Annotated in this window: 31 protein-coding genes and 1 pseudogene; 19 read left to right on the forward strand and 13 right to left on the reverse strand. The window is 62.5% G+C overall.

Annotation, left to right across the window (positions count from 1 at the left end; translation table 11 throughout):
* The first annotated feature begins 246 nt into the window (after positions 1 to 246).
* On the forward strand, positions 247 to 501 hold the full coding sequence (locus tag AC1Q6J_RS06610; RefSeq protein WP_492278516.1) for a PilZ domain-containing protein: 255 nt from the start codon (positions 247 to 249) through the stop codon (positions 499 to 501).
* Positions 502 to 521: 20 nt separating this feature from the next.
* On the opposite strand, the gene AC1Q6J_RS06615 is transcribed toward AC1Q6J_RS06610, so the two are convergent.
* Together AC1Q6J_RS06615 and AC1Q6J_RS06620 are read right to left on the reverse strand one after the other, a co-directional pair.
* Positions 522 to 770 carry a PilZ domain-containing protein gene (locus AC1Q6J_RS06615; protein WP_492278517.1) on the reverse strand — a complete coding sequence of 83 codons (249 nt, stop codon included), beginning with the start codon at positions 768 to 770 and terminating at the stop codon, positions 522 to 524.
* Positions 771 to 804: 34 nt separating this feature from the next.
* Complete coding sequence (locus AC1Q6J_RS06620) at positions 805 to 1,137, reverse strand: PilZ domain-containing protein (protein WP_492278518.1); 333 nt, start codon at positions 1,135 to 1,137, stop codon at positions 805 to 807.
* A 377-nt stretch (positions 1,138 to 1,514) separates the two neighbouring features.
* Here AC1Q6J_RS06620 and AC1Q6J_RS06625 point away from each other — a divergent pair, with 377 nt between their 5' ends.
* The 4 genes from AC1Q6J_RS06625 (at position 1,515) to AC1Q6J_RS06640 (ending at position 4,167) form a co-directional block, all read left to right on the forward strand.
* Positions 1,515 to 2,756 (forward strand): GNAT family N-acetyltransferase, encoded by a 1,242-nt coding sequence (locus tag AC1Q6J_RS06625; RefSeq protein WP_492278612.1) that lies wholly within the window; start codon positions 1,515 to 1,517, stop codon positions 2,754 to 2,756.
* The gene (locus AC1Q6J_RS06630) at positions 2,753 to 3,694 is read left to right on the forward strand and encodes a cupin-like domain-containing protein (RefSeq protein ID WP_492278519.1); all 942 of its coding nucleotides are present in this window, start codon (positions 2,753 to 2,755) and stop codon (positions 3,692 to 3,694) included. Before AC1Q6J_RS06625 ends, AC1Q6J_RS06630 begins: the two co-directional genes overlap by 4 nt.
* 72 nt (positions 3,695 to 3,766) lie before the next feature.
* Positions 3,767 to 3,961: a type II toxin-antitoxin system HicA family toxin gene (locus AC1Q6J_RS06635; protein ID WP_492278520.1), complete on the forward strand. Its 195-nt coding sequence runs from the start codon at positions 3,767 to 3,769 to the stop codon at positions 3,959 to 3,961.
* Positions 3,961 to 4,167 carry a type II toxin-antitoxin system HicB family antitoxin gene (locus AC1Q6J_RS06640; RefSeq protein ID WP_492278521.1) on the forward strand — a complete coding sequence of 69 codons (207 nt, stop codon included), beginning with the start codon at positions 3,961 to 3,963 and terminating at the stop codon, positions 4,165 to 4,167. Before AC1Q6J_RS06635 ends, AC1Q6J_RS06640 begins: the two co-directional genes overlap by 1 nt.
* 19 nt (positions 4,168 to 4,186) lie before the next feature.
* Here AC1Q6J_RS06640 and AC1Q6J_RS06645 read toward each other — a convergent pair whose 3' ends face one another.
* On the reverse strand, positions 4,187 to 5,005 hold the full coding sequence (locus tag AC1Q6J_RS06645; RefSeq protein ID WP_492278522.1) for an AraC family transcriptional regulator: 819 nt from the start codon (positions 5,003 to 5,005) through the stop codon (positions 4,187 to 4,189).
* Positions 5,006 to 5,249: 244 nt separating this feature from the next.
* Between AC1Q6J_RS06645 and AC1Q6J_RS06650 the strand changes: the two genes are divergently transcribed.
* Positions 5,250 to 6,506 carry an MFS transporter gene (locus tag AC1Q6J_RS06650; protein ID WP_492278523.1) on the forward strand — a complete coding sequence of 419 codons (1,257 nt, stop codon included), beginning with the start codon at positions 5,250 to 5,252 and terminating at the stop codon, positions 6,504 to 6,506.
* Positions 6,507 to 6,639: 133 nt separating this feature from the next.
* Here AC1Q6J_RS06650 and AC1Q6J_RS06655 read toward each other — a convergent pair whose 3' ends face one another.
* A complete protein-coding gene (locus AC1Q6J_RS06655) occupies positions 6,640 to 7,299 on the reverse strand; it encodes a DsbA family oxidoreductase (protein ID WP_492278524.1) in 660 nt (219 codons plus the stop codon).
* A gap of 179 nt (positions 7,300 to 7,478) precedes the next feature.
* Here AC1Q6J_RS06655 and AC1Q6J_RS06660 point away from each other — a divergent pair, with 179 nt between their 5' ends.
* A complete protein-coding gene (locus AC1Q6J_RS06660; protein WP_492278525.1) occupies positions 7,479 to 8,333 on the forward strand; it encodes a thioesterase family protein in 855 nt (284 codons plus the stop codon).
* Here the strand turns inward: AC1Q6J_RS06660 and AC1Q6J_RS06665 are convergent.
* From AC1Q6J_RS06665 to AC1Q6J_RS06675, 3 genes are all read right to left on the reverse strand, one after another.
* Positions 8,321 to 9,142, reverse strand: coding sequence for a helix-turn-helix domain-containing protein (locus AC1Q6J_RS06665; protein ID WP_492278526.1), 822 nt, complete (start codon positions 9,140 to 9,142; stop codon positions 8,321 to 8,323). The two genes, AC1Q6J_RS06660 and AC1Q6J_RS06665, sit on opposite strands and share 13 nt — an antisense overlap.
* A 52-nt stretch (positions 9,143 to 9,194) precedes the next feature.
* Positions 9,195 to 9,740: a hypothetical protein gene (locus AC1Q6J_RS06670; protein WP_492278527.1), complete on the reverse strand. Its 546-nt coding sequence runs from the start codon at positions 9,738 to 9,740 to the stop codon at positions 9,195 to 9,197.
* A gap of 216 nt (positions 9,741 to 9,956) precedes the next feature.
* Positions 9,957 to 10,790, reverse strand: coding sequence for a helix-turn-helix domain-containing protein (locus AC1Q6J_RS06675; RefSeq protein WP_492278613.1), 834 nt, complete (start codon positions 10,788 to 10,790; stop codon positions 9,957 to 9,959).
* A 178-nt stretch (positions 10,791 to 10,968) separates the two neighbouring features.
* On the opposite strand from AC1Q6J_RS06675, the gene AC1Q6J_RS06680 reads away from it, so the two are divergent.
* Positions 10,969 to 11,370: a hypothetical protein gene (locus AC1Q6J_RS06680; RefSeq protein ID WP_492278528.1), complete on the forward strand. Its 402-nt coding sequence runs from the start codon at positions 10,969 to 10,971 to the stop codon at positions 11,368 to 11,370.
* A 145-nt stretch (positions 11,371 to 11,515) separates the two neighbouring features.
* A complete protein-coding gene (locus tag AC1Q6J_RS06685) occupies positions 11,516 to 11,719 on the forward strand; it encodes a hypothetical protein (protein WP_492278529.1) in 204 nt (67 codons plus the stop codon).
* A 32-nt stretch (positions 11,720 to 11,751) separates the two neighbouring features.
* On the opposite strand, the gene AC1Q6J_RS06690 is transcribed toward AC1Q6J_RS06685, so the two are convergent.
* Together AC1Q6J_RS06690 and AC1Q6J_RS06695 are read right to left on the reverse strand one after the other, a co-directional pair.
* Positions 11,752 to 12,489, reverse strand: a complete 738-nt coding sequence (locus AC1Q6J_RS06690; protein WP_492278530.1) for an SET domain-containing protein — start codon at positions 12,487 to 12,489, stop codon at positions 11,752 to 11,754.
* 304 nt (positions 12,490 to 12,793) lie between these two features.
* Positions 12,794 to 13,537 carry a TetR/AcrR family transcriptional regulator gene (locus tag AC1Q6J_RS06695; protein WP_492278531.1) on the reverse strand — a complete coding sequence of 248 codons (744 nt, stop codon included), beginning with the start codon at positions 13,535 to 13,537 and terminating at the stop codon, positions 12,794 to 12,796.
* Positions 13,538 to 13,647: 110 nt separating this feature from the next.
* On the opposite strand from AC1Q6J_RS06695, the gene AC1Q6J_RS06700 reads away from it, so the two are divergent.
* From AC1Q6J_RS06700 to AC1Q6J_RS06720, 5 genes are all read left to right on the forward strand, one after another.
* Entirely contained in the window at positions 13,648 to 14,217 is a 570-nt protein-coding gene (locus AC1Q6J_RS06700; protein WP_492278532.1) for a hypothetical protein, read from the forward strand.
* Positions 14,218 to 14,261: 44 nt separating this feature from the next.
* A complete protein-coding gene (locus AC1Q6J_RS06705) occupies positions 14,262 to 14,642 on the forward strand; it encodes a hypothetical protein (protein WP_492278533.1) in 381 nt (126 codons plus the stop codon).
* A 10-nt stretch (positions 14,643 to 14,652) separates the two neighbouring features.
* Positions 14,653 to 15,225, forward strand: a complete 573-nt coding sequence (locus tag AC1Q6J_RS06710) for an inner membrane-spanning protein YciB (protein ID WP_492278534.1) — start codon at positions 14,653 to 14,655, stop codon at positions 15,223 to 15,225.
* A 26-nt stretch (positions 15,226 to 15,251) separates the two neighbouring features.
* Positions 15,252 to 16,238 (forward strand): SH3 domain-containing protein, encoded by a 987-nt coding sequence (locus AC1Q6J_RS06715; RefSeq protein WP_492278535.1) that lies wholly within the window; start codon positions 15,252 to 15,254, stop codon positions 16,236 to 16,238.
* A gap of 96 nt (positions 16,239 to 16,334) precedes the next feature.
* Positions 16,335 to 16,631 (forward strand): hypothetical protein, encoded by a 297-nt coding sequence (locus AC1Q6J_RS06720; RefSeq protein WP_492278536.1) that lies wholly within the window; start codon positions 16,335 to 16,337, stop codon positions 16,629 to 16,631.
* Positions 16,632 to 16,898: 267 nt separating this feature from the next.
* Here AC1Q6J_RS06720 and AC1Q6J_RS06725 read toward each other — a convergent pair whose 3' ends face one another.
* The gene (locus AC1Q6J_RS06725; protein WP_492278537.1) at positions 16,899 to 18,236 is read right to left on the reverse strand and encodes a carotenoid oxygenase family protein; all 1,338 of its coding nucleotides are present in this window, start codon (positions 18,234 to 18,236) and stop codon (positions 16,899 to 16,901) included.
* Positions 18,237 to 18,320: 84 nt separating this feature from the next.
* On the opposite strand from AC1Q6J_RS06725, the gene AC1Q6J_RS06730 reads away from it, so the two are divergent.
* Positions 18,321 to 18,902, forward strand: a complete 582-nt coding sequence (locus AC1Q6J_RS06730; RefSeq protein ID WP_492278538.1) for a TetR/AcrR family transcriptional regulator — start codon at positions 18,321 to 18,323, stop codon at positions 18,900 to 18,902.
* A 153-nt stretch (positions 18,903 to 19,055) separates the two neighbouring features.
* Here AC1Q6J_RS06730 and AC1Q6J_RS06735 read toward each other — a convergent pair whose 3' ends face one another.
* Positions 19,056 to 20,708 (reverse strand): fumarate hydratase, encoded by a 1,653-nt coding sequence (locus tag AC1Q6J_RS06735; RefSeq protein WP_492278539.1) that lies wholly within the window; start codon positions 20,706 to 20,708, stop codon positions 19,056 to 19,058.
* A 199-nt stretch (positions 20,709 to 20,907) separates the two neighbouring features.
* Here AC1Q6J_RS06735 and AC1Q6J_RS06740 point away from each other — a divergent pair, with 199 nt between their 5' ends.
* Together AC1Q6J_RS06740 and AC1Q6J_RS06745 are read left to right on the forward strand one after the other, a co-directional pair.
* Complete coding sequence (locus AC1Q6J_RS06740) at positions 20,908 to 21,450, forward strand: hypothetical protein (protein ID WP_492278540.1); 543 nt, start codon at positions 20,908 to 20,910, stop codon at positions 21,448 to 21,450.
* Between the two features lie 236 nt (positions 21,451 to 21,686).
* The gene (locus tag AC1Q6J_RS06745) at positions 21,687 to 22,169 is read left to right on the forward strand and encodes a hypothetical protein (protein WP_492278541.1); all 483 of its coding nucleotides are present in this window, start codon (positions 21,687 to 21,689) and stop codon (positions 22,167 to 22,169) included.
* A gap of 246 nt (positions 22,170 to 22,415) precedes the next feature.
* Here the strand turns inward: AC1Q6J_RS06745 and AC1Q6J_RS06750 are convergent.
* A pseudogene (locus AC1Q6J_RS06750) lies at positions 22,416 to 22,699 on the reverse strand (GIY-YIG nuclease family protein).
* 1,170 nt (positions 22,700 to 23,869) lie between these two features.
* Between AC1Q6J_RS06750 and AC1Q6J_RS06755 the strand changes: the two are divergent.
* Both AC1Q6J_RS06755 and AC1Q6J_RS06760 read left to right on the forward strand, forming a co-directional pair.
* Positions 23,870 to 24,046, forward strand: coding sequence for a hypothetical protein (locus AC1Q6J_RS06755; protein ID WP_492278542.1), 177 nt, complete (start codon positions 23,870 to 23,872; stop codon positions 24,044 to 24,046).
* Positions 24,047 to 24,261: 215 nt separating this feature from the next.
* On the forward strand, positions 24,262 to 24,684 hold the full coding sequence (locus AC1Q6J_RS06760) for a hypothetical protein (RefSeq protein ID WP_492278543.1): 423 nt from the start codon (positions 24,262 to 24,264) through the stop codon (positions 24,682 to 24,684).
* 7 nt (positions 24,685 to 24,691) lie between these two features.
* On the opposite strand, the gene AC1Q6J_RS06765 is transcribed toward AC1Q6J_RS06760, so the two are convergent.
* Positions 24,692 to 25,039, reverse strand: a complete 348-nt coding sequence (locus AC1Q6J_RS06765; protein WP_492278544.1) for a hypothetical protein — start codon at positions 25,037 to 25,039, stop codon at positions 24,692 to 24,694.
* Between the last annotated feature and the right edge of the window lie 197 nt (positions 25,040 to 25,236).

Raw genomic sequence — 25,236 nt, forward strand, 5'->3', positions numbered from 1 at the left:
GAACGATAGCCAAGGACGATAGCCAAGGACGATGGCAAGAACGATGGCCAAGACGGGGCAAGCACGTGGCAAAGACCGGAATCGGCGGTTTCACAGTCATTTCATCCGTTCGTACAGCGTGGCCGCCCGGCGCGGCCGATGTCGTGAATCAATCCTGAACGCGAGCGCGCCTGGTAACGGGCATCGGTTTAAAGGCTGGCAACCGTCTCCAACTAGCCTGCGGCCATGATCCGGAGGGTCACGGCCATGACGAAAGCACCGTTGGCGGAGAGACGGTCGGAAACGCGCCGCCGCGTCTTCAAGGGCGGCATCATCACATTCGGTGGCGCGGGAGTAGATTGCACCGTGCGCAATATCTCGGGCGGCGGCGCTGCTGTCGATGTCGCCAACGCTGCGGTCATTCCGCCGACGTTCCGGCTCGCGATCAGGGCGGATGATTTCCTCGCCCGGTGCCGTGTGGTCTGGAGCAACGGCCGGCGCTTCGGCATCGCGTTCGACTGAATGCATCCGGCGGCAAATTACTAGAACGAAACCCCGAGACGCGAGCCGTCTACCCATACGACGCGGCATTTCTTTTTGGAGCCGGCGTAGAGCAACTCAAATCGTTGCGGCAGCGCCATGCGAGGCATGACCTCGAGACACGCCCCGCCCGCGGAATAGTCCACGACATTGCAGCCGATCACCGGAGATTTCGGATCGACGATGATCTTGCCCGATCGGGAGAGACTTCCCGACGGCTTCACGCGACTAAAGCGGCGCTCTTGAGACATGGGAACACCCGTGAATGGTTTTGCGGATTTAAAGTCAGGCCACCCCTTGCACCGGCGCTCGTCTTGCCGACGGCGAGGCCGTTTTTTTCCTGGTCGTATCGGGTTTCAGGAAGATCACGCCAATCTGGTCGCCGTTCACGCGCACCATCTTGCACCGCCTGTAAGCAAGCCCCGTCGAGGACAGCAGCAGGAAAAATTCCTTCAGGTCCAGATTTCCGACGGAGCCTTCGACCCTCAGCAGGGCGCCGCCCTCGGACACGTCCAGCATCTTGCATGGGCGGCGCCAGGTGCCGTCGATTCCCATGATCTGAACATCGATACCGCGCTCAAAATCGATGCGCTGGCTCTTACGAAGTTCTTTGCTCATTGCGACCTCCTTCAGAGGTTGCTTGTGAAAATGTATTTCCAGAATTTCGGTTGCAAAAACTGTCGTCTTAAACGGCGCCGCTATGAAAATCCTGCGCCGGTAGTGTCATAATAGTTTGACATTACGCGCAATTGCTTAAACTTCCTTAAGCGTATGGCCTCTTTCCCACCGGATGATACCGCCAGCGGTGTTGCGCTATCGTCCGCGCGCGGCGGCATCGTTAACGGGCGATGAAAAAAGCACCGTGCATTTAACCCGAACCCCACATCCGATTTTGATGTTTCGCGCATAGCGTCGAACACCAGGGACGCACAACAAAACTGCGCGACGCATCAAAAGCTGCGCGCTCAAAAAAACGCGTGAACAGGGACTGGGACGTGGTCGAGATTGCCAATGCAGCACAGGCCGCCGCCGCGCACCGCGCGGTGGGCTTTGCCCGCGAGCGAGCGGACGAGAGCGGCCGCTCCGCCGCCGGAGCATCGGGCGCGCCTGCGCCGCTTGATACGATTTCCGCGGAACGCTGGCGACGCCTGAGCGACAACGCGATCGAGCCTAACGGCTATTACCTGCCCGAATGGGAACTGGCGGTGAACGCCTCCGCGCAGGCGCGCACCAACGTCAGCGCCCTCGCCGCCGCCGATGCCGTTGCTGCCAATGACACGCCGCGCCTGATCGGCCTGCTGCCGGTGATTTCCGCCTGGCGCGCCTTTGGCCTTCCCTTGCCCGCGCTGGTCAGCGCCGATCCTTACGGAACGCTGGCGACGCCGCTGCTCGACCGCGACCGCGCAGACGCCGCGGCGGAAGAATTGATGCAGCGGGCGCGCAATGCCGGCGCGCATGCGCTGATCCTGCGCGACATCCCGCTCGACGGCCCGGCGATGACGGCGTTCACCCGCGCCCTCGCAGGCAATGGATTAAAGCCACGCATCCTGCAAAGCCACGCCCGCGCCAGCCTCGACGCCACGCGCAATGCCGACGATCTGCTGCGTGACGCGCTCGGCCCGAAGAAGCTGAAAGAACTCCGCCGCCAGCGCAACCGGCTCGCCGAGCACGGCGAGGTGATCTTCACCATCGCGACGACGCCGAGCGAGATCAAACGCGACCTTGGAATTTTCCTCACCCTCGAAGCCAGCGGCTGGAAAGCCAGGCGCGGCACCGCACTGGCGCAGAATGAAGGCGACGCGACCTTTGTCCGGCGGGCTGTGTTCGATGCAGCCGCGCGCGGCAACTGCGAGATCGTGACGCTGCATGCGGGCGAAACGCCGGTCGCATCCGCCATCGTGCTGCGGCATCTCGACCGCGCCTTCTACTTCAAGCTCGGCGTCGACGAGCGTTTCGCCAAATGCTCCCCCGGCGTACAATTGACGCTCGACCTGACGCGCCACATGTGCGCCGACGACGCCATCGCGATGGTCGACTCCACCGCGATCCCCGGCCATCCCATGATCGATCCGATCTGGCGCGGACGCCTCGCCATCGGCGACGTCCTGATCCCGCTCAATCGCCGCGACCCGTTCGTGCCGGTCATCCGGCTCGGCCTCGCCTTGCGCACGCTCGTTCGCGAGCCCGCACGCCGCCTCGTTCATTTTATCAGAAAATTCCGGGAGACACGCTCATGAACGTCGCCTCAAGCATTTCGCCGGTCATCACCGCCGACAATGAATCGCTGAAGCGGGATTTTCCGCTCAAGCCGTTCGCGATCCGTCACAAGCTCTCGGGTCATCCGCTGCTGACACTGCCCCGCATCGCGCAGCTCGCTTCCGACATGCCCCGCGACCTGATCGAGTACAATTCCGGCGACGCCGCGATCAGTCAGGATCCCGACAAGGTGAAAAGCGTCGATCTCGATCCGGTCGAGGTGGTCAACCGCATTCAGACCGCCGGCGCATGGATGGTGCTCAAGCGCATCGAGAAGTCGCCAGAATATCGCCAATTGCTCGAAGACGCGCTGACATCGGTCGCCCGCGCGCGCGGCTTCAAGAGCATCGAGGACGCGGGCTTCTCGCAGATCGAGGGTTTCCTGTTCGTGTCGTCGCCGAACTCGACGACGCCGTTCCACATGGACGCGGAAGATAACTTCTTCGTGCAGATCCACGGCGAGAAGGTGTTCGCGGTCTACGACAACCGCGACGGCAAGATCGCCGACGACGCGCAGGTCGAGCATTCCACCGTCAAGCACCGCAACGTGCCGTTCCACGAGAGCTTCCGGCCGCGCGGCATCGAATTCAATCTCGACGCCGGTGACGGCTGCTACATCCCCTATCAGTGGCCGCACTGGGTGAAGACCAGGGGATCGCATTCGATCTCGATGGCGATCACCTGGAAGACCGAAGACGTGCGCCGCCTGAACGACCTGCATCGCTTCAACTCAATGCTGCGCGGCCTCGGCCTGCCGCAGGCGGCACCGGGCAGGAATCCGGCGCTCGACGGCGTGAAGCTCGGCCTTTACCGCACCGCCGCCGCGATCATCGAGCCGCTGCGCGGATCGGAGACCATGCGCCGCATCATCCGCCGCATCGCGCTCGGCAGAGGCGCGAATTATTATCTGAAGGCGTGAGGGCATTCCAGCCGGCTAGGTGAAGCTTGTTACCGCCTACGACGCCCGCTAAGCTCATGCGGGGAGCAGGTCGTGAAGGTCAAAGATGCCATCGCAATGCTGGAGGAGGACGGCTGGTTTCTTGTGACTACTCGTGGTTCGCACCGCCAATATAAGCATCCAGTGAAGTCAGGCCGGGTGACCGTAGCAGGAAAACCTTCCGACGATCTTGCGTCGGGCACGTTCAACAGTATCTTGAAGCAGTCTGGCCTTAAGGAAATCCGCTAATGCGCTACGCTGTGGTGATCGAAAAAGCCTCGGAAAACTATTCTGCATTCGTACCTGATTTGCCGGGTTGCGTTGCTACAGGGGCAACGGTCGCCGACGTCGAGACTGAAATTCGGGAAGCGATCCGGTTTCATATCGAAGGCATGAAGGCTGACGGTCTTGACGTCCCCACCCCTACAAGTTTGGCCAAATACGTGGAGATGTAAGTTCTTCCAAGAACTGACATCACGTTTTCTTCGGCGAAGCCAGCGTATCACCCCTCCCCCTCAACGAACTTGGCGGCTGGCCCATCGCCTTGCGGAACGCCGCCGCGAACGCGCTCGAGCTGCGATAGCCGTTGCGCTCCGCGACGCGCGCGATCGGCTCGCCGGCGACGATGGCCTCCAGCGCGTTGTGAAACCGCACCCGCTGCCGCCACGCGGCGAAGCTCAATCCCAGTTCAGCCTCGAACAGCCGCGCGAGCGTCCGCGTCGAGGCGCCTGCCGTATCGACCCAGCTTTCAAGCGTGAGGCGGCTTGCCGGATCGGCCAGCAGCGCGTTGCAGACGCGCAGGAGACGCGGATCGCGCGGCATCGGGATCACCAGCGACAACCGCGGCGCTTTCGCGATCTCGCTCAGGATCAATAGCGCCACCGCGCCGCCGCGCCCCTGTTCGTCATAGACCACCGGCTCCTCGATCAGCGCCAGCACCAGTTCGCGCAACAAGGCCGAGACTTCCAGCACCGTCGGTTCGGCCGGAAGGTCGTCATGGGCATCGCGCGCGATGTACAGCGTGCGCATCTCGACGTGGCCCCGGATGCTGATGGAATGCACCTTGCCCGCCGGAAGGTAAACCGCGCGGTCGGGCGGGACGATCCACGCCTCGGTGGAGGTGCGCACGCGCATCACGCCGGTCACGGCATAGACGAACTGGTCGCGCGCATGACGATGCGGCTCGATCTCGAAACCGTCATCGAAGCTCTTCGACATCGCACCAAGCGGACGCGGCACGAACTGATAGTCGTTGGCATCGGTGCTGCGGCGTGAATGCGGGGACCTGGACATGAGACGGCACCAGAAGAAGACATCGTAGCGCGGACCGGACTTACCTCTCCCCGTTCTTACGGGGAGAGGTCGGATCGCTGCTGCGATCCGGGTGAGGGGCAGTCACCTTCAACAAGTGCCCCTCACCCCGCCCCTCTCCCGGCCTGCGGGGCGAGGGAGCAGTGGCAGATTCTCGACGAAAATTGGCATGACAGCGCCATCCTGCCAAGGGTACTTTTCAGCGAGAACCTGTTTTGAGCCTCCCATGACGCGCGACCGCATCCATTTCCTGTTCCTGAACATCGGCCACTATCTGGACCATCTGTTCACGCTGATCTTCGCAACGGTGGCGGCGCTCGCGCTCTCGCGCGAATGGGGTCTCAGCTACAGCGAGCTCCTGAAATATGCGACGCCGGGCTTCTTCGCGTTCGGGCTGTTTTCGCTGCCCGCCGGCTGGCTCGCGGACAAGTGGAGCCGCGAGGGCATGATCGTGGTGTTCTTCATCGGCATCGGCGTGTCGTCGATCGCAACCGCATTCGCGCAGACGCCGCTTCAGGTCGGCATCGGACTTTTCATCGTGGGCGTATTCGCCGCGATCTACCATCCGGTCGGGCTCGCCATCGTCACCCAGAAATGGAAGAACACCGGGATGCGCCTCGCCGTAAACGGCGTGTGGGGCAATCTCGGCGTCGCCAGCGCGGCGCTCATCACCGGCTATTTCATCGATCACGGCGGCTGGCGCACGGCCTTCGTGGTGCCGGGCATCTTCTCCATCATTGTCGGCGTGCTCTATGCCGCCCATCAGTGGAGCGAGGTTTCCACCGCGCATCAGAAGGCGCCGGCAGCCGCGGCCGCCGCGCCTGCGCAGTCCGCCGGCATGAAGGCGCTGTTGCTGCGCATCTCCGCCATCGTGTTTCTGACCACGGCGGTCTCCAGCCTGGTGTTTCAATCGACCACCTTCGCGCTGCCGAAGATTTTCGACGAGCGGCTGCAGGGCATCGCCACCGACATGACGCAATGGCTGTCGGCGAGCGGCGTGACGGCGGCGAAGGGCGACATCGCCACCATGGTCGGCGCATTCACCTTCATCGTGTTCGCGGTGGCCTCGATGGCGCAACTCGTGGTCGGCAGCCTGCTCGACAGGCTCGGGCCGCGCACGGTTTTCATGATTGTGGCCGCGATCCAGATCGTGTTCTTCGCGGCGATGCCCGGCCTGCGCGACGCATGGGCGCTGGCGGCGGCATTCGGCTTCATGCTCGGCGCATTCGGGCAGATCCCGATCAACGATTTCATGATCGGAAAGATGGCGAGCGGCGAAGCCCGCGCGCGGATCTACGGCGTGCGCTACGTCGTCAGTTTCACGGCACTCGCGCTGGCGCTGCCGATGATTTCGTTCGTCTACGGCAACTACGGCTTCGACACGCTGTTCCGGCTGATGGCCAGCGCGGCGGCGATCGTCTTCGCCGCCGTGGCCTGCCTTCCGGCGCGGCTGCCAACGCCGGCGGCGGCTGCGGCGGCGTAACCCACCCCCTCCGTCATTCCGGGGCGCAAGCTCAGCTTGCGAACCCGGAATCCATCCGTGAGATGGAAAGTGGATTCCGGGTCTGCGCCAAGAGGCGCATCCCGGAATGACGAGTCAAAATATTCGCGCAGACTCACGCCGCCTGATTGATTTCCGCAGAAATCTGCCGGATCGCGCGGGCGAGCTGATCGGCCGGCTGCGCGCCGGAGACCGCATACTTCTGCGCGAACACGAAGGTCGGCACGCCGGAGATGCCCTTCTCGGAAGCTTCCTGCGCCTGCCCTGAAATGCGGCCCACATCCTCGTCGGTGGCAAGGCGCTTGCGCACGCTGTCCGCGTCCAGACCGACGTCCGCCGCCGCCTGCACCAGCACATCGGTATCCGTAAGATCGCCGCCGTCGCGGAAATAAAGCTCCATCAGCCGCTGCTTCATTTGCGCCGCCTTGCCCTCAGCCGCGGCCCAGTGGATCAGACGATGGGAATCGATGGTGTTGGGCTGGCGCTTCACGCGATCCGAATTGTATTCGAGCCCCTCGTCCGCGGCCGCCGCAACGACACGGCCCGCGATGCCCTTGTAGGCCTCGGGCGAGCCGAATTTCGCGGTCAGGTATTCATCGCGCGAGATGCCTTCACGCGGCACCCACGGATTGAGGAAGAACGGCCGCCAGTTCACCTCGACCGGAACATCCGGCACCAGCGCCAGCGCATCTTCAATGCGCTTCTTGCCGATGTAGCACCACGGGCACACCACGTCGGACACGATATCGATCTTCAACGGCTTCAAAGTGCTCATGATGAAATCCTCAAGGCTGTTCCCTCGCCAACTGTGTGCCCGGAAGATAAGCCGATGAAACCTTGAGGCAAGGTCCGTCACGGCAATGCTCCCTATGGGCCACGACATAACCTCCGGGGTTATTGTGCATCGCCGCCCCGGCTCCTAGGACGATCCGGACATCGATCGAGGAGCCCGCCATGACCGCCATCTTCATTCCGGAAGGCCATTCGTTTCGCGCCACCGAACTGGCCGGAGGACCATGGTCGCCGGATATGCTTCAGGGCAGTGCCACCACCGCCTTGATGACGCGCGAGGTCGAGCGGCTGGCGGCGGCGTCGAATTTCGCGGTGCGCCGCCTCACCTTCGATCTGTGGCGGCCAGCGGGGCTGCGCGCGTTCAATGTGGTGTCCGAGCTGCTCCGCGATGGCCGCAAGGCCAAGACCATGCAGGTGCGCCTGATGGACGGGGACACCGAAATCGGCCGCTGCACGGCGCTCCTGACTGCACAAGGAAGCGAGTCGCCTACCGATCCGTTCTCAAAACCGATAGCCGTCGACGCAGCGCCGGAAACCGGCTCACCGCCTCCGGCCTTCGCGCAAAAATGGAGCCGCTATTTCCAGAACGTCTCCGTGCGGCTGATCGAAGGCGCGCTGGAAAAGCCCGGCCCCGCTGCGGCCTGGATGCGGCTCAACGCGCCGCTGGTTCAGGGCGAGGCCAACACACCGCTGGTGCAGGCCGTGCAGGCCGCGGACTTCTCCAGCGGAGTCGCGCAGATCGTGGACATGCGCGAATGGACCTTCGTCAATCCGGAGATTAGCCTGTATTTCTTCCGTGCGCCGGAAGACGAGTGGATCCTGATCCGCTCGCGCACGCGGGTCGGTGCCAACGGCGCGGGGTTGACGATGGCGACGCTCAGTGACCGGCACGGACCATTCGCCGAAGTGATGCAGGCGATGACGTTCGAGAGGCGTGAACAGGAAGCGTTTTCAGGCGAAGTAGGCACCGGTTCGCGTGAAGAAAACGCGATAATCAAAAAGGCTCAGGCATCCTGACCGGCGAATGCGATCAGCGCCGCTTCGGAGGCCGCATCCGCGGGCATGAACATCTCGACGCGCAGCTCCTGCAACGTCACGTCCTGCGGCGTGCCGAGCGTCAGCACCGCCCCGATCAGGCCGATGCATATATCACCTGAGCGCAGACGCACCTCGCACAGGGGACCCGGCGTTTCGCCTTCGTTGAGATTGGGCGCGGCGATGTCGGGCAGCTTGAGCAGATCGCGCCATGTCGCCTGCAAGGCCTGATCGAGCGGCGCCGCCATCGCCTCGTGGCGCGCCCGCGCCAGCAATGCGGCGGCGACATTCGGCCAGTTCTCGACGAACGGGCGAAGTTCATCGGGAGCAAGAAACATCCGCATGTGATTGAGCGGACGCTTCATGCGCTCGGGCCCGAGCAGCAGCCCCATCAATCGCTGCGCGGCGCGATTGGCCTGAACGACATTCCATTGCCGGTCGGTGACAATGGCCGGAAACGGCTCATGACGGTGCAGCAGCAGGTCGATGGCGCGCTTGGCATCGGCGACTTCCGGTGCCGACAGGTTGCGCTCGCCATACTGGCGTGCGTAACCGCCGGCCTCCAGCAGGGCGTTGCGGTCGCGCAGCGACAGGCCGAGCGCCGCGGACAATTGCATCAAGGCATCGCGGCTCGCAGCCGCCTTGCCGGTTTCGACGTAGCTCAGATGACGGATCGAGATTCCCGCCTCGAACGCGAGATCGGCCTGGCTCATGGCGCGGCGGGTGCGCCAGCCACGCAGCAATTCGCCGACTGGATGAGAATGTGGAGCCGTCAGTGTACGCGTTGTCATGCCCCGATTATGCGAACCGCACTTCGCGCTGTAAACAGCAAGCGTTATCGCGCTACGGGATCGGCTGGACCTGCTTCACGTAGGCTTCAATCGCCGCAAATCCGGCGGCCTTCGGCATGGCTTCGAGAACATCGCGCGGCGCGCACCAAGGATACGGCAAGCGGGACAGCCAGACCATCGTCGCCGAGAGTTCGGCGGCAGGAAACAGATTCATGACATCGATGGTGATCACGAGCTTTTCCACCAGACCGTCCAGACCGAACGTCCAGTCGTAGCGTCCGCAGCCGACCCGGACCTGGCCGTCGCTCTTGGCGGACATTCCGACCAGCCAGTGGCACGTAAAGTGACGGCGATCCGCGTCCGATGGACGCGAGAGGCAAACCGTGTAGACGTTTTCGTAATCAATGCCGAAACGATGAACCAGAACGTCCGCGATGGCCTTCACGCCCTTCGCCGTGCTTGGAAAGGAAATGGCGTCGGTCTTCACCACCATTTCAAGCTCGGCATTGGCGGCGAACGCGCGCTGCATCAGGAACGGCCGGTTGCCGTCCTTGGCGAGAATGTAGGTCTCAACGGCGTCGGCGGGGTTCATCATCATGTCCATCGATCCAGGCGGTGTTTTGCGCTTCTAGTGTCCTGAATCCGAAGTTCGCTTCATTTTTCAGCACCCGCCGGAGCGAACTTCGGATTCAAAAGGACACCGGCAACTAGGATTCTAGTGTGGCCTTGGTTCGCAAGTCCGAAAAAGAACCCGCCGCAGAATGATGCGGACTTGCGAACCGCCACACTAGGCGACGAACGAGAGAACCTGCAATCACCGCGGCTGCATTGCCCTCATGAACGCAGCGGTCTTCTCATCCGCCGGAAAGAAGGTCTCCAGCGCCAGTTCCGACAACGTGACGTCCACGGGCGTGCCGAAGATCATCGTGGTCGAGATGAAACTCAGCACTTCATTTCCGAACCGCATCTGGAAAGGGATCGCCACGGAATCGGCGAGGTTGGTGCGCGCCCCGCCCCGTGCCGGGATCGGATAGGTTTTCAGTTCTTCATAGAGTGCAACCAGCACAGGATCGGCGGTGGCCTCGCATTGGCGATGCAATCGCTCCAGCAGGTGCCCGCACCACTCAGCAAGATTGACCGTGAGCGGCGCGAGACCTTGCGGATGGAAGCTGAGGCGCATGACATTGAGCGGCGGCTCCAGCAATGAAGGCGCGACACCCGCGAGGAACGGCGTGATCATTGCGTTGGCCGACACCAGATTCCAGTGCCGGTCGACGGCCAGCGCCGGATACGGTTCGTGCGCCTTGAGTACAAGCTCCATCGCCTGACGCGCCGCCGCCAGCGCCGGATCGTCGAGCGAGCGCGCCGGAAACGCCGGCGCGAAACCCGCCGCCACCAACAACACGTTACGTTCGCGCAGCGGCACGTCGAGGCGTTCGGCAAGACGCAGCACCATGTCGCGCGACGGCGCGGCGCGGCCGGTCTCGACGAAACTCAAATGCCGCGCGGAAATCTCCGCATGGCCCGCGAGGTCGAGCTGGCTGAGATGGCGGCGCTGCCGCCATTCGCGCAAATGATCGCCGAAGTGGTTGGGCCCGGTCTTCGCTGAAGATTTAACGGCGCGGCGCGCCGAGGACTGTGCGTTCATCATGGCAAAAACCTACCATGATGAATTCACGCGTTCCATTACCTGCAAGGTAATCGATTTGGTCCCGCCAGCGGATCATCTTCCACGTCACGGGAGATGACTGATGACCACGTCGTTTCAGCCCGCCCGCCGCCGCAATCCCTGACCGGCCACCCGCCAACCCTCAAGGAGAATTGACATGATCCATGCGTCCGCCTTCCTTCGCCGCGCCCTTCAGATCGATACGATCTTCAGCGGAGCCGCCGCACTGATGCTGGTGTTCGGCGCCAGCTTCTTTGCCACGCTGCTGAATCTGCCCGAGGCGTTTCTGCGCAACACGGGCCTCGTGCTGGTGGTCTTCACCTTGGGTGTCGGCTACCTCGCCTCGCGCGGCATGATGTCGAAGACCGCGGTGTGGGCCGTGATCGTCATCAACGCGGTCTGGACCATCGACAGCATCGCACTGCTCGCCAGCAGCTGGCTCTCGCCCAATCTCCTCGGGCAGGCTTTCATCGTGATGCAGGCGATCGCCGTCGGCGTGTTCGCGGAACTGGAGTTCATCGGGCTGCGCAAGAGCGCAAGCACCGTTGCCGCCCGCTAACCCTCAACAATCCGAAGCGAAAAGCCGGGCCGGACATCCCGTCCGCGCCCGGCTTCTCCAATTCGATAAAAATTTAGAGATCCGCGTTCCGGCCATTTAATTCAAGTCGGCTAGCTTTGCTCTCTGTCGTTTATGGGAGCCGGACATGTCGGTTATCGAAGCGGAATTTGGAATGACCAGTGAGGACACGTTCGATCACCGCTTGCCGCTCGTTCTGCTGCGCGAACGCCGCCGCGAACTGGTGATGCAGATGGGCTCCGGGGCGCCTGCCCTTTCGAAGGCCCTGATTCAGGAAATCGCGGCCATTCAGCAGACCATCAAGGCCGTGGAAGCCGTTATCGCCGAGTAATCGTGACAGATCGGCGCTGACAGGTCCGCCGATCAGGTCGACGAGGCCTGGTTCGCACGGCCCGCGCTTTGCGCCTGGACGAGCCGTGAGAGCGGCCTGGTCCGCGCCGACTTGGTCTTGGTCGGCTTGCCGGTGCCCCGGGCATGCGGATTGGCCTTTACATTCGTCTTGGCGCCGCTGAACACGGTCTTGCGCTTCGGCGCGGCCTTTGATGTGGCCTTGGACTTCGCTGTCTTGACCACTTTCTTCAAGGACTTGTCCGCCTTCTTGCCGTCCTTGAGCGCCTTTTTGACGGCCTTCTTCTCCGCCTTCAGCTTCAGCCGCAGTTTTTCCGCGCGGGCTTCGGCGCGCTTCTTCGCCCGCTTCTTCTCGCAGTGGTCGCACTTGCAGCCGATGGGCTTGAGGAAAATCTTGAAATAGTCGGTGCCGTAATCGTAGTTGATTTCCTCGCCCGGATGGATGGTCTTGATGGCGCGGATCACGACCTTGCGCTTGCGCGAGTTGACGTCGGACTCGGCGTTCGGCCGGCACGCATGATTGATATAGCGGGCGGTGTTCTTGCGCACCGAGCCATCGATGGTCCAGCGATTGTTGATTTCAAACAGATACTTGTTGTCGATCGCGTCGTGCTTCTTGTTCTTCGAATCAAGCATCGGCCCGAAATAGCGGATGATCTTGGTGCCCTTCTTGATCTTCTGGGTGGCGAAGAGACCGAGGCCGGTCTTGGAGCGGCCGATGCGATAGGGCTTGTTCGAGGATATTTCGGGCATGGCTCACTGCAAAACGAACGAGGGACGACTGAACGAGGACACAAACGCGCTGGCGGTGTTCTAATGCGATTCCACGCAACATGACACGTTTTTCGCGCGGCGCACACGAACGATCCACACGCCGGCGCGGCCAACGGCGAGGCGTATGACACCACAGTCCTGCAAAACGGGCTTGCAAAACGGGTTCCAGGTCGCGCCGGCCACATTCCGCAGCATTTTCAGGATGACGCTTCTATCCGCGCGCGGTCGCAAGCACCGCAGCGGGGGCAACCGGCTTAAAATATCGGCAGTTGCTGGCTTGAAGTTAAACCGGCCGGTGGTCCGGCATCATCATCGCGGCCAGCAGCGATTCCTCGGTGGTGCCCGGCGGCAGGCCGTCCATGATCGCTTTCAGCCGGTCATCTAGATAGAGCATCGCAAACCCATGCACCATTGACCAGATCCGCGCGATATCGGCGGCTTGCGCCAGCGTCAGATGGTCGGGCACGACCTCTTCGTGACGGCGGGCAGCGACGATGCCGGCGAGATTGAGGAACGCGGATTCGGACGCTATACGCAGCGCGGGCCTGTCGTGATCGAGCCGTTCGCTGCGGAACATCAACTGGAACATGCAGGGGTTGTCGCGCGCAAAGGAGACATAAGCGCTGGCCTTGCGCGCGGCGATGGCCTCCGGATTGGTTTCGCTGCACATCGCAGACCCGAGCGCAGCCGAGAACTTCTCGAAGCCGATGGCCGCCAGTTCGCTTAAAAGCCCGGTGATGTCGCCGAAATGATGCGCCGGCGCGGCATGGGAGACGCCCGCCTCGCGCGCCACCGCGCGCAGCGTCAGCCCGTTGATCCCCTCACGTTCCGCGACCGTCTTGGCCGCCTTCAGCAGGGCTTCATGCAAATCGCCGTGATGATAGGGCTGCTCGCGCCCGGATTTGTGCGTGGATTTAGCCTGGGATGGAGAGTTTTTTTTCACAGACACGGGCCTGGACAACGGCTTTTTACCAGCCGCTGCGGCCTTGGGGAGTTTCTCCCGCCTTGCTGCGTTTTGAGTGCCCATGACCGCAATCTAGGTATGCATTTTGACGCTGTCAAGATTTTCCTTGACGGCTCTCCGGCGAGGGTCTAAATGCATCTTTACAACGTCAAGATTTTCCCAGGCAGGTCGCCATGGCTCTCTTTTTGATCCTCGCCCCGTTCGCCACCTTCGCCACGCTCATATTGCTGACGACGGTGAAGATCAGCCTTGCGGCCAGCGCTCTGGTCGCGCTCGGCGTGGTCCTGCGAGATATGATCGAGGGCCGTTCGATCAAGATGCTGACCATTGGCGCCCTTGTTATTTTCAGTTCGCTGGCCGGCTATCACTTTATCGCTGTAGCCGAACTCAGCCCGACCTCGGCGCGCCTCGCTGTCCATAGTAGCCTTTTAGCCATTGCGCTCGTTTCCATCGCAATCCGTCTGCCCTTCACGTTGCAACATTCGCGGGAAGTGGTCGATGCCGAAACCGCCAGGCTGCCGCATTTCCTGCGCACCAACTACATCCTGACCTGGGTCTGGAGCGCCGCTTTCGTCCTGATGCTCGTCGCCGACATTGTGGCGATCTATCTGCCCAGCACGCCGCTGTGGGTCTACGCCGCCACCGCGTTCGCCGCCCGCAACAGCGCCACCTATTTCACGCAATGGTACCCGAAGCACGTTCACGCCGGGATCACGGTCAGCGCCAATACGGCTGCCGCCTGATCCGGGCCACAGCGCAATCCGTTACAGACTCAAAGGAGCCGTCAATGGCCCGCACCACTCTCAAGGTTCTCCTCGGCTTTCTCTCGACCGCTGTCTTTTTCGCGGCCTTCGTTCTCGTCGGCGATGTCGTGCTGGCGGCCATCGCCGCTATCGCCGTGGTCGTCGCCCAGATCGTGTTCGGACGAACCACCAGCGCCAAGCCAAGCGTCGCGATCTGGGGCAGTCTCGCGATTGTCCTGACCCTCACAGGCGTTTCTCTCGCCGGCGACGATACGACAGCGCCGCCGGCCGCGCAGACCGACATCACCGGCTCGGTGGAAAACTGCGCCTGCAAGCCCGCAACCAAGGTGCGGGGCCTGCCGGTCCCGTTCCGCCAGACTCCGGGCACCCCGAAAGCTCTTGCTCCGCCGCCCGGCCCCGTGTGACAGTTGCGGCATGGCCGCGGTCTTTCGTCAGCTCTTCGTCGATTTCTTTTCCACCATCGTCTTCCTCGTGGTTTACGCCGCGACGGGAGACATCCTGATCGCAACCGGCGTCGCCATCGCGGGTGCGATCGGGCAATTCATCCGCGCGCGGATCAAACAGCAGAAGCTCGACATCATGACGTGGGCGAGCCTTGGGCTCGTCATCGTCCTCGGCAGCGCGACCCTGCTCACAAAAGACCCCCGCTTCGTCCTGATCAAACCCAGCATCGCGCATTTCGCCATCGGCGCGATCATGCTGCGCAAGAACTGGATGCTGCGTTACCTGCCGCCGATCGTGCAGGAGAACATCCCTCACCTCGCCACCATCGCGGGCTATGCTTGGGCCGTCCTGATGTTCGTCCTCGGCATTGGTGTCATTGTGTTTGCCATGATTGGCGATGTGAAGCTGTGGGCGTTTTACGTGACAGTGATCGCCATCGGCGCCAAGGTGCTGGCGTTCGCCATTCAGTATGTGGTGTTCCGGATCACCATCACGCGGAAGCTGCGGGCGGCGGCAGCCGCCGCGCCCCAGCCGGCGAACTGAACCGTCAGCGGACGCGTGACATCATCATGACGCGCCTTGCCATTGTCCTCACCGGTATCTTTATCATCACGCAAGCGGCGGCCCAGCCGGTCACGCCTCCACCTGCGCAGCCGGAATGGTTTGCGAGCGCCGTCACGTTCATGCCCGAAGGGTATGTGGCGGGCCTTGGTTTTGGGGCAGACAGCACCGATCCCACCGATAGCAAACCACTCACCGCCTACATCGCGGCGTATCCCAGAGGTGCGAGCGATCCGAAATCGCCTGCCAGCGCATTCGACGCCGGGCATGTGCTTGTGGTGACGCTCAATCGCATCGGCGGCAAGCTCAAGGCCGTCGCCGGCGAACTGCGCCCGCGCGACAAGGTGCTGACCGGCGACGTCGCGCGCGTAACCAGCGCCGCTCGCGACGAGACAGAATATGACACGCTCCACGCCGAACTTCTGGCGAAGGCGAAGACCCTCCCTGCCGGCACCATGCCCTGCGATATTCATGGCTGGTCCGAGGACAAGGATCCCAAAGGCTTGAATGTGCGCGCAGCTCCCGATGTCAAATCCAAAGTGCTCGGGACCTTGCCCCCGCCCTACAAGTTCAAGGCGAAAGATGGCAGCGAAAACACGCCGGAGGGCGGCTGGCTGACGGAATTTTCCATCATCGGCTACAGGGACGGCTGGTTTCTGATCGAGCGCGCGCAGCCGCCGGGCAAGGACTACGAGGGCGATGCTTATCCGCACAACGCTCCGAAGCCGTATGCCGGGCGCGGCTGGGTCGCTGCGAACAAGGTTGGCGCGCAATATGCCAACGGCGATACGCGGATGGGCGGCCTGTATCAGGCGCCGCATACCGATGCGAACTGGATGCCCGCGAAAAACGAAGGCGGCAGCGAAATCGGCGCCGATGGCGGCCCGAAGAAAGTCCTCGCCTGCAGCGGCTTCTGGGCGCTGGTGGAAAGCCACGACAAGGTGCGCGGCTGGTGGCGGCGGCTGTGTTCGAACCAGGTGACAAACTGCAGCTGATAAAATTCGCGTCTCCGCGGGGAAATGCGCTATATCGGCCAGTGCGTCCCGCTTCAGACCAATTCAGGCTTGCGGTGCGCGGAGAGAGGGAAACACATGGCAGTCGACGGGAACTGGAATATCACCTTGAGCACGCCGCTCGGCGATCGTGACGCGACGCTGACGCTGAAATCCGACGGCGGCTCGCTAACCGGCAAGCAGGCCGCGGACGGCAACGAAGCCGATATCGTCGACGGAACAGTCAACGGCAACGACGTGGCCTGGAAGGCCTCGATCACCAGTCCGATGCCGCTGACGCTGGCCTTCAGCGGCAAGGTCGACGGCGATTCCATCTCCGGCGATGTCAGCATCGGCCCGATGGGCTCATTCCCGTTCAAGGGAACGCGGGCTTAAAAGTACACACACCACATTACACAGGGTCGTCCCGGCGAAGGCCGGGACCCACGCTTTCTGAATGTGTGGCCGTGAACGGCTCAACACATTCCATCGTCATCACCGGGCATAGCCGTCTGAAGGACGGCGTCGCTTTGCTCGCCTATGACCCGGTGATCCACGCCTTTACTTCCACTCTTAAGAAAGAACGTGGATGGCCGGGGCAAGCCCGGCCATGACGACTTTGCGTGTTGAAGTCCCTCACTTCACCAAAAGGCGCGGTGAGACCTACACCCCCGGCATCCAGTTGCCGTGGAAGCCCTGCGGCACACGCGCCGGCAGGCCGATCCGCGCCACCGGCTTTGACTCGATCCGCTGCGCGTCGAGGATCAACAGATCGCTGGCGTTGCGCGCGCGGTCATAGACGAACCCCATCAGCCAGCCGTCATCCTCGCCCGTGCCGCCCTTGCCCGGAATATGGACGAACTCACTCGACACGCCGTTCTTGAAAACGTGTTCCGCGCTGTTGCCGGTCTTAAGATCGTATTTGCGGATTGAGCTGCGCCCCTCGCTGATAAGCGCTTCCGTGCCGGTGTCGACCGCATAGACAATGTCGTGGTGCAGACCCCCATGATCGTCGTTGACGCGCGGGAATTCAATCGACCGATCGTCGAATTGCTGCTCCTGCGCCTTGGTCGCGCCGGGTGGAATCCGCCAGCGCTTCAGGATTGCCTTGTCGAAGCTTGTCGCCGACGGCCCGCCTCGCCAGAGTTCGCTGTACCAGGCGACATCGATCACGATGCTGCCGTCGGCTTCCTCGAAGGCATTGGCGACATGGAAGACATAACACGGCTCGATCTCGACCCAGCGCAATGACTCGACGCCGGCGCCGCGCTTGAGAATTCCAAGCCGCGCGCCATAGCTATCGCTCCAGGCGAACGGCATGGTGCCGCGCTGCGCCATCGGCATATCGAACACCACCGGCAGGTCCATGAAGATGACGTGACCCGAGGTCATCGCGAAATCATGCACCATGGTCGGCGCGCGCGTGTTGACCGGAATGCTTCGGATCAGCGCGCCGCTCGCATCCGCGACATGATAGGTCAGGAACGGCGGCACGAAGCCATAACCGAAGAAATGCAATTCGCCGGTCGTCGGGCAGATCTTCGGGTGCGCGGTGAACGGCGTGTCGAGCTTGCCGCCGTAATCATGGAAGCCGACCGTATCGAGATCGCGGGTCATCATCATCGGCAGCGCGTTCTCGACCAGCGCCATGATTTTTCCGGCGTGGGCGATGACGTTGGTGTTGGCCGTGGAGGAGCGGATGTCGGGGACACCCGGCCGCCGCGGCGCGCCGTTGAAGCGCGGCGTGCGGACCCAGCGGTTGCGGTACCACTCGGCGCGGCCGTCCTTCAGCGAGACGCCGTGCAGCATGCCGTCGCCGATGAACCAGTGGCCGGAATGACCCTCGCGCGGGTTGGCGCCGTTGCGCGCATAAAGCCCGTTCAGTTCGGGCGGGATCGCGCCCTCCACCGGCAGATCGAACGCGGTCACCTCTTCGTGGACTGGCGCGAGGTTGCCCCGCTCCCAGAACGGCGTGTCGGTCGTGGTCTCCACCTGGCTCATTGCTTGTCCTCCCTGAATGCCTTTTGGCTTAAGTAAACAGTGCATACTTTACGACTCGGCCAAGCCAATGTAAACACCAGTTACATGAAGCCCGTAAAAAAAGACGCCTATCACCACGGCGACCTGCGCAGCGCGCTGGTGGCCCTTGCCATGGATCATGTCAGACGCGACGGCGCGGAGAGCTTCAGCCTGCGCGAAGCCGCGCGCGATGCCGGCGTCACGTCGGGCGCCGCCTACAAGCACTTCGCCGACAAGGATCAGTTGCTGGCGGCCGTGGCGGCGGAAGCGATGACGTTGCTGGCGAAGCGAACGCAAAAGGCGACAGCGGGACTGAAGGGCAAGGAGCGGCTGCGCGAGGCGGCAATGGCCTATATCGACTTTGCCTCCGCCGAGCCGCGGCTGTTTCGCCTGGCGTTCAGCCGCTTCGGCTCGGACAGCCGCGCCGAAGCCGACGGCATTCCCGATACATTCGAGCAATTGCGGATCGCGGTGGCCGGCGTTCAAGCCGACCCCGGCAAGCCCGTCGATACCGACACGCTGGCGCTGGCATGGGCCGTCGCCCATGGCATCGCATCCCTCATCAGCGACGGCATGTGGAAGAAGAACGATCCGCGCGTCGCGGCAGCGCTGCGGCTGTCGTTCAAGGGCATCGCGCCGGGGAAGTGACCCCACGTGTGAGGCAAGAGCTTCGCATCACATTGAGTCGTCATACGCGGGCTTGACCCGTGTATCCATCACTTCTGAAAGGTGGATGGCCGGGTCAAGCCCGGCCATGACGATTGAGGGTGTTGATACGTCTCGACCTGATCGGCCGACAACTCACCCCAGATTCAACTCCTTGAAGAAGTCGTTGCCCTTGTCATCCATGATGATGAAGGCCGGGAAGTTCTCGACCTCGATGCGCCAGATCGCTTCCATGCCCAACTCAGGATATTCGATCACCTCGACCTTTTTGATGCAGTGTTCGGCAAGGTTCGCCGCCGAGCCGCCGATCGAACCGAGATAGAACCCGCCGTACTTCTTGCAGGCGTCGCGCACCTGCGCCGAGCGGTTGCCCTTCGCCAGCATCACCATCGAGCCGCCCGCGGCCTGGAACTGATCGACGAACGAATCCATGCGCCCCGCCGTGGTCGGGCCGAACGAACCCGACGCGTAACCTTCCGGCGTCTTCGCCGGACCCGCGTAATAGACCGGATGGTTCTTGAAGTAATCCGGCAGCGGTTCGCCCTTCTCCAGCCGCTCGCGCAGCTTCGCATGCGCGGAGTCGCGCGCCACGATCATGGTGCCGGTGAGCGACAGCCGCGTCTTGGTCGGATACTGCGTCAGGGTGGCGAGAATATCCTTCATCGGCTTGTTGAGGTCGATCTGCACCACCTCGCCGCCGAGCCTGGCTTCGACTTCGGGCAGATACTTCGCCGGATTGTGCTCCAGCTCTTCGAGATACACGCCGTCCTTGGTGATCTTGCCGAGCACCTGACGGTCCGCCGAGCACGACACGCCGAGACCGATGGGAAGCGACGCGCCGTGACGCGGCAAGCGGATGACGCGCACATCGTGGCAGAAATACTTGCCGCCGAACTGCGCGCCGACGCCGAGCGACTGCGTCATCTTCAGGATTTCCTGCTCCATCTCGAGGTCGCGGAAGGCGTTGCCGTCCGGCGAGCCCTGCGTCGGCAACTCGTCGAGATAACGCGCCGACGCAAGCTTCACCGTCTTCATGCACAGTTCAGCCGAGGTGCCGCCGATGACGATGGCGAGGTGATACGGCGGACACGCGGCGGTGCCGAGCGTCAGCACCTTCTCCTTCAGGAACGCATGCAGGCGATCCTTGGTCAAAAGCGACGGCGTGCCCTGAAACAGGAAGCTCTTGTTGGCCGAACCGCCGCCCTTCGCCATGAACATGAACTTGTAGGCATCATCGCCCTCGGCGTAGATCTCGGTCTGCGCCGGCATGTTGTTGGCGGTGTTCTTCTCTTCAAACATGGAGAGCGGCGCGACCTGCGAATAGCGCAGGTTGCGGCGCAGATACGCGTCGCGCGCGCCTTCGCTCAGCGCAGCTTCGTCATCGCCCTCGGTGATGACCCGCGCGCCCTTCTTGCCCATGATGATCGCGGTGCCGGTGTCCTGGCACATCGGCAGGATGCCGCCAGCGGCGATGTTGGCGTTCTTGAGAAAATCGAACGCAACGAACTTGTCGTTGTCGCTGGCCTCGGTGTCGTCGAGGATCTTGCGGAGCTGCGCCAGGTGGCCCGGCCGCAGATAATGGTTGATGTCGCCGAAGGCTGCTTCGGAGAGCGCGCGCAGCGCCTCGCGCGACACCACCAGCATCTCCTTGCCCAGCACGGTCTCGACCCGGACGCCCTCGGTCGTGATCTTCCGGTAAGGCGTCTTGTCCGCACCCAGCGGAAACAGCGGGGTGTGCTTGTAGGGCGGGACGGCTTTGGGCGACGGGATGGCGGTCGGAGCGTTCATCAGGTATCTCGCGGGTTGGAAGGCGAAAAGCGCAGGACTTTCAAAGGCCCGGCTCGCGCCTCATCTTAGGTTTGAACCGTTCTAATCGCTTTTCCGACAAAGGGAAGATGGCCAAAAGCGTTGCAGGGCGGCTGTGCGCGGCCTGAGGACACGCTACGGTGCAGCCTTTCAGAGTGGATTTCGATCAGGACTTTCAGACATGATCCCCGCCACGCCGGTGATTGCCGATTCCGCCGCGCCCGAGCCCACATCCGTGCCCGCCCCGCGCCAGCTCGGCCTGCGCACTGCGCTCATCGTTATCGCCGTCATCGAAGCCTGGTTCGGGCTTTCAGATGTGCCGACGCTGTTTGGCGATATGTCGCATATCGGCTCCGGCATCGGCGCCGGCCTCATCAAGGCCCACCTCGCCGCGCATCCGGTGCTGGCGATTGCGGTCATCGTGTTCGCGGCCATCGGCCGCGTGCGGCACGCGATCGTCGCGCTCGGCACCATCATCATTATGGCGTGGCTGAGTGACATGCCGTCCGTGGTGGCGCACGGGCTTGAGTTCAGGAGCGCGTTTAGCGCCGTGGAAACCACCGCGAAGGTCATCGCCTTCCCGCTGATCGCCGCCTGCGCCATTGCTTACGCAGCCCACAACGAGCATCCGGGCCGCGCAACGTTCCTTGTCGCCGTCCCGACGCTGTTCAATGTCGTGCTTCTGGTCGGGTTTGCGATCAGCGTGATGATCCACGGGTTTTGACTCAGTTCACTGAACGCGCATCATCTTCGATGTCGTCCCCGCGCAAGCGGGGACCCATAACCACCGAACCATGCGCTGATAACCAAAAGACCGCTCCAGCATCTCCCTTAAAACGCGAGATCAGGGAGTATGGGTCCCCGCTTGCGCGGGGACGACCCGTAGAGAGATTAGCGCCCCTTGCACTCGCCGACCTTGCACAAAACAGCGCCGCACGCTTCAATGGCGCGGGGGAAACCATGACAAAATGCACCTCGTTCTTTAGACATTCCGCTTTCGCGGCGGCACTCGTTGCGGCCATCGCGGCGCTCGGCAGCACCCCTGCCCGCGCCGACCGCTGCGACGATCTCGCCAAGGATCTCACGAGGCAAATCCCCGACCTCAAGATCGGCAAGACTGTCGCGGGCGTGATCTATCTCGAACATCCTGCCGTAACGCAGGCGTCGCTCGGCTGTTCAAGCCGCAACCGCACCAACGACGTGTTCGCCTCCACCGACAAGAAGAAGCCGGCGGAAGCCTACTACGATTTCATCGGCACGGCGGCGGCGCTGGTGTTCACGATTCCGAAGCCGGATGCGGTCAAGGGCGCAAAGCGCTGCGTCAGCCGCACCAACATCATCCGCGGCTACAACATCGATTCACGCTACCGCAAGCTCGACATCCACTGCACCGTCGCCAAGACCGGCGTGCGCATCACGATGTCGCGCGAAAAGGGCGTGTAGTTCCTGCGCCGCTAATGCATGCGCTTAGCGAGTTCTTCTATCTCATGGCTGCGAGTTTGAATCTGGGCTGCATCCACGGCGACTCTTTTTCCTTGGACCATGAGCTTACCCGGCTTGAGCCAGCGTAGCCCGGATGGAGCGCAGCGCAATCCGGGGACAGCCACACAATGTTGGCGCTGTTGCCCGCATGGATATCTCAGCTCGTCATTCCGGGATGCGCTTTTTGGCGCAGACCCGGAATCCAGATTAGCTTGCAATCCCGGGATAAAGATCCACCCACTCGCGATTGTTTCAATCAGCCGAATCTTCCAGGCCCGCCGCCATTTCTTCATTTCCTTCTCGCGGGCGATCGCGATCAGCGCCTCATCATAGATTTCAAACCAGACCAGTTTATCCACTCCGTATCGCGTGGTAAAACCATCAACGGCCTTGGTTCGATGTTCGTATCCGCGCCGCACGATGTCGTTCGTCACGCCGAGATAGAGCGTGCCGTTCTTTTTGCTCGCGAGCATGTAGACGTAGTAGGCCATCGTAACCGCATGGCTATGGATTCCGGGCTCGCGCGAAGTCGCGCGCCCCGGAATGACGATCTTTAACTACATCCACCTTCTCATAAACGGATAGATGTCGCAGCGCCGCGCTTGACATTTCCCACGAAAAGACTATATTCCTATTCATCCCGTCCCCGTCATGAGGGGCGTTTCGCGATCGTCACGATACGCGGGGTGGGATGCGGTGGCGCGGCAGCGTCAGGCGCGAGCGATGGTGGCAGGGCGTGTTCCTCGTACAGAGGGCGCGTGAGTCATCTTCGCAAACGCAAGACGGACCACGCTGTGCGCAGGATTGCGGAGCGGCAACGCTTGGCATGAACGCGTAACTCCGCGCCGGCCCAAGTCGTGTGGTCCTGCGAAATCCGGTCTGCCCCTTCGCTTCCAACCGGGAGCGTCGGCCTCAGCGGAGACGACGGTGACAGGGCTACGGCCATTCACCGGGGAGAGCACGAAGCAAGCCGGAGCACCACCGCGTGCGGAACGCCGGATGATTCCGGCGTAACCGTGGCGACGACGCTCGTGTGCTTTTTACCTTTTGCACACGGGGCTGCGGATGCGCTCGCGCATCCGGCGTTCCGCGCGCCCTCATTTCGAGGGCAAAGCGAACTGAGTCTCCGGGCGCCCCCGCGCCGTCACAACAACAGGGGCGATGGCGCATGACCCCAAAAAGTGTGAAGCGGTTTTTTGGACCAGGTCATGCGCAGACATAAAGCCGCGGCTGTTTGAAAACTGAATCTGGATTGAAGGGACGCGTGATCCACGCAACACCTCCGATGTCGTCCCCGCGCAGGCGGGGACCCATACTCCCTGGGCCATCGATATTGTCGGAATGCGGGACAACTCTTTCCTTCGCCATCACCACATCCGGTGGTTATGGATCCCCGCCGGAGCCTGTCATCGGGCCGGCGAAGCCGGACCCGTTGGCGGGGACGACGTAGAGAGAGAGCACGCACCGACGAGAGAGCGCGTGCGCCGCCCCGCCATGACAACTTTGAGGCCATGACGACATTGAAGTTCCCTCACCCGCGCTTACGCCCCCTTAACCACACCAAAACCCCGGTAAAACCATCACATGCGCGCATGAACCGGATGGTAACGTCCCGCAACTAAGAAGCCGCCTAACAGACGATAAAGCCGCAGGGACGGACAATGCTCAGGGATATTCTGGTGACATCGGACGAGGAAGCGCAGCGCTTGCTCGCCGCGTTCAGGGCCATTCCCAACATGCAGGGCCGTCTGAAGATCGTCGAACTGGCCGAGCGCATGGCGCGCGAGAAATGCGCATCGCGGATGAGCATGCGGACGCCGGCGCATATGTCGCGCTGACCGGCGCCTGAATTCCGCAAGAAGTGCCGAGCGCACTATCTGAAAACAAAATCTGAGGTTGTGCCGCGCCGCGGCGGCCGTGATCGGTGGCGCGAGGCCTTCGCCGTTTCACGAAAAGGTGACGGCGCGCCAACATAACAACACGGCCCCGAGAGTATTACCTCTTCAACACCGCGCATCACCCGGTTGATCGATCAACAACAGGAGTGGCCGCAATGTGTGACTATAGTTTGCACGCCGTCGCAAGCCGCCCCGCCAGGCTTGGCGAAAAGCTGGTGTCGACGAAATTTCCCATGACCGTGACCCGCGGCTTTACCGGCGAAGGTGAGCCGAATGTCGCGGTCTGCGTTCGCCCCGGCACCGAACTCGCGTTCGAACGCGAGGTTGACTACGACGGAGCGTTCTTCAGAAAGAAGATTCGTCATACCGTCGCGAGATTCCGGACCGTCGATCTCGACAACCCGAACCGGCACCATGACGCGCTGGAATTCCCCGACGGGCAGCTCGTGCTGCTGACCCAGCTCGATCCCGGTCAGTACGCCACGGTTCTGCAACTCCCCGCAGTGCCTCTGCATGAAGCACAGCCGGAGGCAGCGGAACCCACGGTTTCGCGGGTTGAGGATCTGCTGATCCGCTAGAGACGGATTACGCCGCGACGCAGCTCTTCACATAGACACGGCGGGCTGCGCCGCGGAGCTTCTGGTCGATCGCCTGCTTCAGGCATTCCACCCGTGCCTGCGCCACACAAAGCTGCATCTGATCGCGCGCCTGATGCCGGCCGAGATGTTTCGCCGTCACCACCTGGCGGCAGGTCTCGCGCTTGCCGATGCGGGAGACCGGCTGCGGCTTGCCGTCGGACGGCACTGCGTAGGTGATCCTGGTGCCTTCGGGCTGCACGGACGCCACCGCGTTGGGCAGCGGATTCTGCGCGATGGCGATGTAAATCGCGCCCCCAAGCAGGGCTGCATAGATGGCGGGGGTAATGATGCGCATCGATCCTCCTGCTTCGGATGTGAATGAAGCCGGAACAGACAGGGTGAATGCGACAGCATTGCGGCGATACGGGTGATTCGGGAACCCCACCCGGCGCGCATTGTTGACGACCCAGTCAACATGGAACCCTTGGCGAGGCGCATGTGCCCCGCCCTCGACGTCATCCTCACGGAAAACCCGGCGCATCCGAGCAAGCA

This window comes from Afipia sp. MLSD5-FHT05B12, assembly GCF_058793355.1.